Source organism: Pedobacter rhodius, from assembly GCF_027213645.1.
Lineage (GTDB): Bacteria > Bacteroidota > Bacteroidia > Sphingobacteriales > Sphingobacteriaceae > Pedobacter > Pedobacter rhodius.
In genome coordinates this window covers 1,026,743-1,038,076 of the sequence record NZ_JAPWGL010000001.1, presented here as the reverse complement: position 1 = coordinate 1,038,076, position 11,334 = coordinate 1,026,743, and the positions used below count along the sequence as shown (strand labels likewise).

General features: G+C 38.3%; 11 protein-coding genes. 6 read left to right on the top strand and 5 right to left on the bottom strand.

Annotated elements, in window-relative coordinates; translation table 11 throughout:
* Positions 1 to 408: 408 nt before the first annotated feature.
* A complete protein-coding gene (locus O0931_RS04430) occupies positions 409 to 1,167 on the bottom strand; it encodes a DUF72 domain-containing protein (protein ID WP_269414340.1) in 759 nt (252 codons plus the stop codon).
* A 497-nt stretch (positions 1,168 to 1,664) separates the two neighbouring features.
* On the opposite strand from O0931_RS04430, the gene O0931_RS04425 reads away from it, so the two are divergent.
* The 4 genes from O0931_RS04425 to O0931_RS04410 all read left to right on the top strand — a co-directional run bounded on the left by O0931_RS04425 (position 1,665) and on the right by O0931_RS04410 (position 6,691).
* Positions 1,665 to 2,795 carry a helix-turn-helix domain-containing protein gene (locus O0931_RS04425; protein ID WP_269414339.1) on the top strand — a complete coding sequence of 377 codons (1,131 nt, stop codon included), beginning with the start codon at positions 1,665 to 1,667 and terminating at the stop codon, positions 2,793 to 2,795.
* An 87-nt stretch (positions 2,796 to 2,882) separates the two neighbouring features.
* Complete coding sequence (locus O0931_RS04420) at positions 2,883 to 4,772, top strand: serine hydrolase domain-containing protein (RefSeq protein ID WP_269414338.1); 1,890 nt, start codon at positions 2,883 to 2,885, stop codon at positions 4,770 to 4,772.
* 53 nt (positions 4,773 to 4,825) lie between these two features.
* Complete coding sequence (locus O0931_RS04415) at positions 4,826 to 6,217, top strand: amidohydrolase family protein (protein ID WP_269414337.1); 1,392 nt, start codon at positions 4,826 to 4,828, stop codon at positions 6,215 to 6,217.
* Positions 6,218 to 6,265: 48 nt separating this feature from the next.
* The gene (locus O0931_RS04410; RefSeq protein WP_269414336.1) at positions 6,266 to 6,691 is read left to right on the top strand and encodes a DUF1810 domain-containing protein; all 426 of its coding nucleotides are present in this window, start codon (positions 6,266 to 6,268) and stop codon (positions 6,689 to 6,691) included.
* A 156-nt stretch (positions 6,692 to 6,847) separates the two neighbouring features.
* Here the strand turns inward: O0931_RS04410 and O0931_RS04405 are convergent, their stop codons facing one another.
* Together O0931_RS04405 and O0931_RS04400 are read right to left on the bottom strand one after the other, a co-directional pair.
* Positions 6,848 to 7,696, bottom strand: coding sequence for an SDR family oxidoreductase (locus tag O0931_RS04405; RefSeq protein ID WP_269414335.1), 849 nt, complete (start codon positions 7,694 to 7,696; stop codon positions 6,848 to 6,850).
* An 87-nt stretch (positions 7,697 to 7,783) separates the two neighbouring features.
* A complete protein-coding gene (locus O0931_RS04400) occupies positions 7,784 to 7,972 on the bottom strand; it encodes a hypothetical protein (RefSeq protein WP_269414334.1) in 189 nt (62 codons plus the stop codon).
* Positions 7,973 to 8,208: 236 nt separating this feature from the next.
* Here O0931_RS04400 and O0931_RS04395 point away from each other — a divergent pair, with 236 nt between their 5' ends.
* Together O0931_RS04395 and O0931_RS04390 are read left to right on the top strand one after the other, a co-directional pair.
* Positions 8,209 to 9,408 (top strand): PQQ-dependent sugar dehydrogenase, encoded by a 1,200-nt coding sequence (locus O0931_RS04395; protein WP_269414333.1) that lies wholly within the window; start codon positions 8,209 to 8,211, stop codon positions 9,406 to 9,408.
* A 5-nt stretch (positions 9,409 to 9,413) separates the two neighbouring features.
* The gene (locus tag O0931_RS04390; protein ID WP_269414332.1) at positions 9,414 to 10,379 is read left to right on the top strand and encodes a gluconolaconase; all 966 of its coding nucleotides are present in this window, start codon (positions 9,414 to 9,416) and stop codon (positions 10,377 to 10,379) included.
* A 211-nt stretch (positions 10,380 to 10,590) separates the two neighbouring features.
* Here O0931_RS04390 and O0931_RS04385 read toward each other — a convergent pair whose 3' ends face one another.
* Both O0931_RS04385 and O0931_RS04380 read right to left on the bottom strand, forming a co-directional pair.
* On the bottom strand, positions 10,591 to 10,773 hold the full coding sequence (locus tag O0931_RS04385) for a hypothetical protein (RefSeq protein WP_269414331.1): 183 nt from the start codon (positions 10,771 to 10,773) through the stop codon (positions 10,591 to 10,593).
* A 90-nt stretch (positions 10,774 to 10,863) separates the two neighbouring features.
* Positions 10,864 to 11,304 carry a hypothetical protein gene (locus O0931_RS04380; RefSeq protein ID WP_269414330.1) on the bottom strand — a complete coding sequence of 147 codons (441 nt, stop codon included), beginning with the start codon at positions 11,302 to 11,304 and terminating at the stop codon, positions 10,864 to 10,866.
* Between the last annotated feature and the right edge of the window lie 30 nt (positions 11,305 to 11,334).

Below are 11,334 nucleotides of genomic sequence, written 5' to 3'. Positions count from 1 at the left end.
CATCTTAAAGAAAAAAATTATTCTTAAAATGTGCCGGTTCCGGTCTGTGCGCCACAAACCGGGGTGTTAAGGGTATTTATTAGCTCCCCTCCTTATTTCAAGGAGGGGTTGGGGGTGGTTTATCCGCAATTAAGACAGTTGGTTCCGGTTTGTGCGCCACAAACCGGGGTATCAGACTTCGCTCAGTGCAAGCTAGCTGTCAATGACGCATTGTCAAACCGTCATTCGATAGCTATCAAATGACGATTCAAGGGTTTTATCCCTAAATTTTTACGTCATTTATACTCATTTTATAAAATAAATTAACCCTCAGACGGACAATTATTTTTCTATTCTTTTAACTTAATGACATTGACCGCAGGCAGGCAGGCAAAAATCTGAATGCACAATGCAGGCACACAAAAATTATCAAGAACAAACATACCTCTTTAGCGTATCAAGATTATTTAAGGCTTCACCCATTGTATTGTTAAAATAAGTATATACAGATTTGCCCTGTTTCAGCCAGTCTTTAATGTAGCCCGCATATTCGGCCAGAAAACTTTCATCATAACTTCCTTTATAATTACCATCCGGACCGTGGAAACGCAGGTAAACCCAGTCGGTTGCTGTATCATGATAACCTGAGCCATAGCCACCTTTATCATGAACAACCAGTCCGCAAAGGTGCGCTTCCAAAACTTCATAAACTTCTTCATTATACCATTCTTCATTCCTGAATTCTATTGAAATTTTCCAGTTCCTGTTTGTGTCTTTTAAACGAATAGCGGCGATTAGCAACTCCAGTTTTTGCAAGTTTTTGACTTTGAAACTCGCAGGAAACTGCAATAATAAGCAGGCACTTTTATTGGCCACCTGATTAATATTATCCATAAATTTTTCCAAATCCATGGGGTTATAATTCAGTTCCTTAGCATGTGTTATTTCTTTGTAAAGCTTAAAAGTGAAACGAAAATTATCCGGTACATCAAATGCCCATTTTTTGATGGTAGCAGCTAAGGGTATTTTGTAAAATGAACTGTTAATTTCAATCGAAGAAAATAGTGAAGCATAGTATTGAAGCCTGCTCTTATCCTGGTAAGCCGGCGGATAAAATGATTTATTGGCAACAGGCAACAGCAGTCCACTGGTGCCGGTAAAGTATTTGTTAGTGGAAAATTTGCTCATAAATTAATTAACTTATCCAATTGGCCGATAGGCATCAAAACCAGTTTATTTTACAACAGGATAAATGAGGTATTGTTCATCAACTATAGCACTACAAGCAGAGATATTTTTAATTACCTTAAAAAACCAGCGCAGATTGCGCCCGTTTCTTTTGGGTCCGCCCCGGTTTGCGTCTTACAGACCGGAAACAGAGCAATCCAACGTAATTATTTAAGCGAAAATGCTAACCTGCAATAATTCAAATTATTTTCATTAATCAAATTATTTTCATTAATCAAATTATAAACAATTGCTTCTTTTTTGGAGATTCTGAAAACTAAAAAAAAATGAGGTAGCGGGCAACCATAATTAGCCTCTTAAGCCTCCAGCGGTTGAAGGCTTAATATTTTAAATGATTTAGTTTAAAGAAAATTAAATTAAGATAGCCGGCGCTTCAGAAAATACAAATGATTACATTAGGCCCAGATAATTATTATCATTGTTTAATGTAAAAACAAATGATTATTGAAAACCTCACTTGCGGTGCGCTGTTATTACTATCCGTGCTGTTAATCAGCAATCCGCTGAAAATAAATACCATTGCAAACAGATGGCTTTCCTTATTCATTTTTTGCATTTTTAGCGCTCTTATTGATGTCGTATTTTTTAAATCCGGCACCTATTTAATTTTTCCTCATCTTAAAGGCCTAAGTGAACTATTTATGTTTGCCATGGCACCGGCACTTTATCTTAGTGTGGTTTATTTTACAAGTCCGGAACATCACTTCAAAAGCATCAGTCTGTTCCACTTTTTGCCCTGCCTTATTTTTTTACTATACCAGCTCCCCTATTTTTTTAATGATGTTTCAACAAAACGTTTGATGCAGGAACATCCAGAACCATTAAAATCTATAGATTTTTACAGAATTGTTTTATTAACGTTCGCCATCAAATTACAATTCCTGATTTACTGGCTGCTGGCCTACCTGCGCGTTAGAAAACATCAGAAAAATATTCGTCTTTTAACATCTAACCTTCAGCCCATTCACCTGCAATGGCTGTATTACCTGCTGTTCTTTCTAATGGCCATGTACCTATTATGGTTAAATACAGTTTATTTCCATTTGGAAATCGCAGATAAAATCACTGCCCCGGCTTATTTGCTGGCAAGTTTTTTTATCGCCTATTATTCGCTGAAACAAAAAGAAGTTTTTGCTTACAGCGAGCCCGTTCTGAAAGACATCATCGATATTTTTGAAGCAGAAGAACGCCCGGTTTTACAAATCAGAGTTAACGACGAAGAAATTCAGGTGAAGAAAAAAGAAATCGAAGATTTTATGATTTCCAGCGAAATTTACCTCGATGCAACACTTAGTTTGCCTTCATTGTCTCTCGCACTGGGTTATCCTGTGCATGATCTATCTTATGTAATAAACCGGGGCTTTAATCAAAACTTCTATCAGTTCGTAAATGCCTACCGGCTTAATAAAGCAAAGATTTTACTTGTTTCAGAGGCGCATAAGCATTTGAATATGGTTGGTATCGCATATGCCTGTGGCTTCAATTCCAAAACGGTTTTTAACACGGCTTTCAAGAAACTTACCGGTCAAACACCTTCCGAATATAAAAGACAAATTATAAGTAGCTAAGCCATACGACTTTAAAAAGATGTTCGGATGGATAAGACAGAACTCCGACAAGGGATTAATTCTTGAGATTGCCTCAAAATTAATCACATGAAAAATTATTGTACGTTAGTATTTATTGCTTTTTTATTGCTGGGCATGAATGTTTCTGCTCAACAGCAACCTGAACCATCTTTACCTCCTGCCCGTATCGATTCTATGCTTATTGACCTTAATAAGGCAATAGTCGAGTCACATATGCCGGGACTTATGATTTCCATTGTAAACAGATCCGGTGTGATATATGCCGGTGGAATAGGCTACTCAAATTTAGCGCAGAAAAGTAGGGTAACCAGCCAAACTGTTTTCAGATTTGCTTCCGTAACAAAGATGTTTACTGCACTTGCCATTGAAAAGCTCATTAGTGAAGGAAAATTTAAACTGGATGACCCAATCAAAAAAATTGCACCGGAAATTCCATTTGAAAATGCGTGGGAAAAAAGCAATCCGGTAAGAGTTGTGCACCTGCTCGAACATACCGCCGGATTTGAAGATGTACAACTGGGAAGAATGATGGCTAAAGACGGTCAAAACATGCACGGGATTACCGTTTTGGAATTCCATAAAAATTCGCTTATCTCCAGGTGGAAGCCAGGCGAAAGGATGTCGTACGCCAACCCCGGATATGAAGTTTTAGGCTACCTGATAGAAAAGTTTTCCGGCATGAAGGTAAATGAATACCTAAAAAACAACATCCTTTTACCAATAGGAATGAAAAACAGTGCCATTTTAACGGATAACACCAAAATGCAAAATCTGGCAACTGCCTATCATTTTAATGGAAATGATTATCAGGTTTTACCAGAATATACCCTGGCAAGCAATGGCGCAGCTGGCAATCTGGTATCCTGTGCCGATGACATTTCGAAGTATCTCATTAGTTTACTTAATTATTATCAAAGCAAATCAGGAAATATAATCCCTGAAAAAAACGCTGTGGAAATGGACAGCATCCACAGTTCTTTAGCGGCTAAAAATGGTTTGCAAACAGGCTATGCTTTGGGCAATGCAGTCTTCGCAAATAATAAAAAAATAACTTTCAGGGGACACGAGGGGTTGGGAGAAGGATTCAGTTCATGGATATTTTACAATAGGAAAAACGGTATTGCTTATGCCATAGCCAACAACTCAGGAGAGAATAATTGGCGGATTTCTCAGATCATCGAATCCTTTATCACACGCGATCTTCCCCCTGTTCTTCTGAATTCATCTGTTGAAAATCTCGACCGGTTCAGGGAATTTGATGGTTATTATGCGCTGGCCAATCCAAAAAACGACCGTTGGGATTTTCTTCAGAAAATATTTAACGGCGTAACGGTACGTTTTTCAAATCAGAAAATTATACTGAAAAATAATAGAGGGCATATCGATACACTTGTTCACGTGCGCGGAAATCTGTTTAGAATTCAGTCCGAAATCATTCCTGCTTTTATTTTTTCAAAAGATGAAAATGGAACGCCTTTTCTTCAGGGTTATAACACATCCGAATTTTTTACTAAAGTAGCGAAGGCGCCAATTGTAATTCAACAATACCTTTTTTATGCAGGTTTACTATCAATTCTAATCGCACTAATTTTAGGTTTTGTTGCGCTTATTTTATTGCTTTTCAAGAAAATCAATTACCAGAGATTCTTTTTACTCGCACTACCTGCCTTGGCCGGTTTGAGCGGACTACTGGCCTACAGAAAATTGAGCATAACCGACGAGGTTAATAAAATTGCTTTTTCATCTATAAATGCAACAACCTTATTTATATTTTTTACTTCCCTTAGTTTTGGTTTCTTAACTATAATTTCACTCATTTTGCTTATTAAGCAATGGAATATTTTAAAAAACAAGTTCGTTAAAATAACCCTTACATTTACCATTATTATGCTTTGTTATCTCACAGGCATATTTATTTTAAATGGCTGGATTGGCGTACGCATCTGGGCTTTGTAGCATTTAAATATATCCTTTGCAGGTATTGCAGGCTTAATTAAATAATATTATACATGAATAAAAAATATTTTGCTTACCTAATTTTCACTGTGCTGATTTTTTGTACAGCCGTTAGTTACGGGCAATCAAAAACTTACGATCTCGCAATTAAAAACGTTACTGTTTTCGACAGTAAAACCAAGAAATTGCACAAACATCAAACAGTTTTAATCAATACCGATATCATCGCAGCTGTTGTTGATAATTCCTTCATTTTCAATGCAGTTAGTATTATTAATGGAAATAACCGCCTGATTGTTCCCGGCTTTATTGATACACATACACATCTGAAAAATGTATATGGTAAAATAAGCGACGATGAAAAATTACCGGTTAGTTTAGACCGGAAAAAACTTTCGGATACTTATTTAAGTTATGGAACAACCACCATCATCGATATGGGCCAGCCGGAAAGATGGATCGCTACCTCTTTAAACTGGCAGCAAAACACCTTACCTGCATACCCCGGCATTTATATTTCGGGTGGCGCAATGGTTTCAGCAGAGGAAGGACGAAAAACCTATATGAATCATGTCGTTGTCAAGAACCCGGAAGATGCACGGCTCAAGGTTATTTCTTACGCAGAAAGCGGTATAAAACACATTAAAATATACTGGCGATTGAGGGCGCCTGAAATGAAGGCTGTTATTTTGGAAGGAAATAAACAACATTTAACGATAAGTGCCCACATCGATAATAATGTGACGTCCATTTCAGATGCAATTGATCTGGGTGTGAAAAACATTGAGCACATGCTGTCAATTCCACCTGAAATATTGAATACCAAAGAAACATTCCGCCTTATTCAAACAAAATATGGAATCGGAGATGATGATAATGTCGATAAATTTCTCGCAAGAATCCTGCTGTTTTACGGTTACATCAAAGAACATCCTGAATTGAATGGTAAACTTGAAAATTTGTTTGATAAAATGGCTAAAAATGAGGTTTCCTTAAGTACGGCAATTCACTTTTTAGGTTCGCTGGCGGGAAAAACTTATTTTAACACATCATTATCCGACCAGGATGTCCCCGATCTTTCCAGCTATACACCCGGGCAAAAGCAATTGCTGGCAAAATCATTTGGCGTAATGATGCAGTACCTTAAGGATGCCCATGATAAAGGCGTAAAAATACGTATCGGCACAGATTGTAAAGATGGTGGAAAAGCCCTTTTATCTGAACTTCTGCTATTACATGAGGCTGATTTTTCAATCGGCGACATTTTGCAAATTGCGACATTAAATGGTGCACAAGCGATGCGTATTGAGGATAGTTATGGCACAATAGCACCTGGTAAAAAAGCAGATTTATTGATATTCAGCAAAAGTCCGTATGATAATTACAGGAATTTTCTGGCTGAAAAAATCATTGTAAAAGCGGGTAAAGTTTACCAGGTAAATTAGCGCATCATTATTCAGGTGCCGGCATGAAAAATTATGATATTTACTGCTATGAACAATTTCCAACATTTTCTTGATGCACAAAACCAGATGTTTTCGACAGCACTGGCAGAAATTAAAAATGGTGCTAAAACTTCCCACTGGATGTGGTATATCTTTCCTCAGTTAGCCGGGCTGGGGCAAAGTGAAATTTCTAAAAATTATTCTCTCCGAAATTTGGATGAAGCCAGTAACTATCTTGCACATCCTGTTCTGAATAAACATCTTATTGAAATTTCAAAGGCCCTGCTCGATATTCGGGATAAATCTGCAAACGAAATCCTGGGCACGCCTGATGATCTTAAGCTGCATTCATCAATGACTTTATTTTCCCTTACCAACAACCCTCATCCCGTTTTTAAAGCGGTTTTAGACAAATATTTCAATGGACAAATGGATCAAAGCACATTAAATTTATTGGGGTTAACAAATGAATAAAGCAAGTACAACATTTAGTTAAACCAGGCTGGCTATAGCCAATCCTCCGGCTTCGCATTTAGCACATAAATAGCAGCCTTAGCAACAGAAATGCCTCTATCCGAGTTTATAACAGGCAGAGGCATTTCTTATGAAATTACAGTATATTTTATATAATTAACCGTTCACGACTTCACCACCGTTTACATGAATAACCTGCCCGGTGATAAAAGATGAATCTTCGGCAGCAAGAAAAACATAGGCCGGCGCAACTTCTGATGGCTCGCCTGCCCTTTCCATTGCCGTTTCAGAACCAAATGATTTAATTTTCTTTTCATCAAATGTAGCTACAATGAGCGGTGTCCACACCGGGCCAGGCGCAACCGCATTCACCCTGATACCAGTTTTAGCAAGATTGGTTGCAAGCGACCTCGTGAATGAAGTAATCGCACCTTTGGTAGAGGAGTAATCAATTAAATTAGGCGAAGACCGGTAGGCAGTAACTGAAGTGGTATTAATGATGCAATCACCCTTTTTTAAATGCTGTAAAACTTCCTGTGCGAAATAAAAATAAGCAAAAATGTTCGTCTTAAAAGTATCCTCCAGCTGCTTATTGTCGATATATTCCGGGTCTTTCTGTGGAACCTGCATACCTGCATTATTAACCAGGATATTGATTTGCCCGAATTTTTTTAATACTTCATTGACTGCTTTTGTACAAAAGAGTGGCTTTTTGACATCACCTTTAATGAGCAGGCAAGAGCGGCCTTCTTTTTCGATCATTTCCCGGGTCTCATTTGCATCTACATCTTCGTTCAGGTATACAATTGCCACATCGGCGCCTTCCCTGGCGAAATGAACCGCTACAGATCGACCTATTCCACTGTCGCCACCCGTAATCAGGGCAACTTTACCTTTTAGTTTTTCAGCACCCCGATAACTTTTTTTGATCACCTCCGGCCTGGGATTCATTTTGGCCTCAATACCGGGCTGAGTTGTTTGCTTTTCAGGAATCTTCCTCTTCATAAATGTAGAATTTAATAAAGCCAGTTTGTAAACATGTTCTTGTCAAAAGTTATTGAGGAACAGGAATCCAAACAGGCTTTAAAATAATTATTCCGGATTTCCGGCAGCATTTCCGGCAAGATCTCCTGAAACATCTTCCTCTTCGTCACTTTCACCCGTCAATCCATCCTGCACGCTATTGTCTTCGTGTTTCTGTTCATCTATTGATTTATCGTGTTTTTCATCCTCACGATTTTGTCCTGCCTGATCTTTCGGATCGATGCTGTTATTTTCCATATGTTATCAGATTATATACAACAGAACAAAATCTTTGACAACTTAGTTTGGAAAATCGCTTAATCATTGGATTTGTTTGAAAACCAAAACAATACAGCTATTGACATAATACATCCAACATCGGTATAAACCTCAAATCACGTTGATTATTTATCGCTTTAAAAGGGTAGTTATACGCAACTCAAATTTTTATCAAACTTTTGTTTCATTCGTCTTGTTAGCCTTAAAAAAAACCTATGAAAAGAATAACCTTACATACATACATTTTATTATTGTTTTTAATGACAATTCAGACGGCTAATGCACAAAAAGGCCTGCCCGCAAAAACCCCGACCACGGTTAGTGTCAGTACTTTTTATCCGGCACATGAAGATTTTAATGAAAAGTTAATCTCACAACTAAAAGTTCCCGATGGATTTAAAGTTTCGGCTGTAGCTACAGGCCTGGGAAAGCCACGCATGATGGCCGTAAATGACAACGGTGGTTTATATATTACCCGCCGTGATGTTGGAGATGTCCTTTTATTGGAAGATAAAGATGGCGACGGTAAAATGGAAACCCTGCGAACCGTGTGGTCGCAATTTTTAGGTGTACATGGAATTACCATACACGATGGTTATCTTTATCTATGCTCTTCAACAGATTTAAAAAGAGGAAAAATTAACAGTGATGGTTCCCTGAGTGATACGACAACTTTGATTAAAGATCTTCCCGAAGGCAGTCAGCATGATAACCGGGTAATCGCTTTTGGCCCTGACAAACTGCTTTACATCAGCGTAGGCAGCAGCTGTAACGACTGTGCAGAAACTAATGCCGAGCATGCAACTTTACTTCAGGTTGCGCCGGATTTTAAGACCAGGAAAATATATGCCAGAGGTCTTCGAAATACGATTGGTTTTGACTGGAACCCGCAAACAAAAGAAATCTGGGGTGTAGATAACGGTACAGACTGGAGAAGCGATGAATTTCCTCCGGAAGAATTGAATAGAATTTTACCGGATAAAGATTATGGCTGGCCGCGTGTATTTGCAAAGCAACAGGTAGACGAAACCCGGGAAGACCCGATTGGAACAACCAAAAGTGCCTACGCGAAAAGCACCGAACCATCTGTCATGGAATTCCCTGCACACAGTGCGCCGATAGATTTTAAATTTCTAACAATGGCCGGAACATTTCCGAAAGATTTTCAAGACGATGCTCTGGTGTGCTGGCATGGCTCGTGGAACAGGAAAAATCCTGAAGGCTATAAAATCCAGCGCATTAAGTTTTATAAAGGGAAACCAACCGGTGTTGAAGATTTTTTCTCCGGCTTTTTGAGTGCCGATGGTAAAACCAGATTTGGAAGGCCTGCCGGTTTAGCCATTTCAAATATGGGTACACTTTTCATTTCTGACGATGAAAGTGGCGTAATCTATTCCGTAACCGCAACAAAATAAGGAAAATGAAAAAAATAATATTTGGCTGTTTATTCTTATTCAGCCTGTGTACAAGTGTATGCGCACAAACGCCTAGAATTACATTTAATGTTCCGATGTTATACCCGGAAGGTGTTGCTTTTAATGCTTCGTCTAAAACATTTTATATCAGTTCCGTAAAAACCGGAACCATAGGTACGGTAGATAAATCCGGCAATTACGAGGTTTTCTATAAAGATGAAGATCTTATTTCCAGTTTTGGAATGAAGGTAGACGCAAAAACCAATCGCTTGCTGATTTGCCTGAGCGACCCCAATCCGAATTACAGCCGCTTCAGTAAACCGGAAACTTTTAAAAAAATGGGCCGGCTCATCGGCATAAACCTAAAAACAAAAAAACGCGAATTTGATATAAACCTTGCAACACTTAATCCCGGAAACCATTTTATAAATGATTTAACCATCGATCAGGCGGGTAATATTTATTTAACAGATAGCTACTCCCCTGTGATATACAAAGTTGATGCTAAAGGACAAGCAAATGTTTTTGCAGAAAGTGAATTATTTAAATCTGTTGATATCGGACTAAACGGAATTGCATTTAACCCTGCCGGTTATTTAATTACCGTAAATAACAGCAATGGCGCCATATTAAAAATTGATATTAATGATCCCAAAAATATTACGACGGTTAAAATTGATAATCTTTTTCCGGGCGCAGATGGTTTGTTATTTGATCAGGGTGAATTAATTTTAGTGCAAAACAAAAGCGTAAATAAAATTTACCGCATTTCAAGTTCCGATAACTGGCAGTCTGCAAAAATTAAAGCCGCTACAACCGGTGAAGACCGGTTTGCACAACCTTCAACAGCAATACTTGATGCAGGCCAGGTTTGGGTATTAAATTCAAAATTGAATGAGCTTTCCAATCCAACATTGGTACCCAGTAAGGAATTTTCGTTACAACTCGCTGTTTTTAAGCCTCTGAATTAATTAAATTTAACCTGTTCATCTAATAATCTGATTCCGTTTACAATAGTAATTTTATTATCAGAAAGGACCATAAAGCCTTGAAAAACGGGTATTTGAAACACCAGTTAATGCACAGGCCAGGGCTACAATAATTATAGCCCTGGCATACCTGTATTGCCATTAACCTCAGGTATTTCAATTATCCATGAAGTAATGGCTTTCTACGCTAAGCTTATTTTTTAGCAGTTTGCTCGTCCGTATCGGCATCAGACTTGGCGGTTTCTGCTTGCTGATTTCCGATGGAAGCTGTACCAGAATTATCAGCATCTGCATCACTTCCTTCAATTTGGGAAACAGGGATAACACCTATCTTCTCTTCATGCGCTTCTTGTTTTTTTGTTGATTTGTTTTCCATTTATCTCAAGATTAGTTGTTAATACCCAAGCGATTAAATTATGAAAGAACAGGAAAGCCTTTTGAAAGACAGTTTACATTCCCGTCATTTTTACGATCTGCTTTTAAATGCTTTAATTATACCCGCCGTAACTAGTGCCCCGGTTAGGTAATACAAGATGGTTAATGTTTTTACTTTATTGTTTCTGGCTACCGTACCCTCATTTAAACCTAAAGGCTTTGCAAGTTCAACAGCACCTATACCGGCACTTAGCCCTAAAAATATGGCCCTGGTCCAGGTGTGTTTCTTACCGGCGCCAATCATACTATAATATAAAGTATTGGATAACAAATCGCCGGCCAGGGTGGCGGCATAAAGTTTGTCAGGGTCTTTAATCTTTTTACCAAATATGCTTAACGAATCATTTAATGCCTCTTCTCCAAGTAGGTCGATACGCGGCGCATCTGCTACCCGATGCTTTAATCCTTCGTGTAAAATATTGAGGCTTACCGCACCTGCAAATCCGGCAAGAAGATTCTTAACTTTTTTCATGGCAAATAAATAACGTGCAAGGCTTCGAGC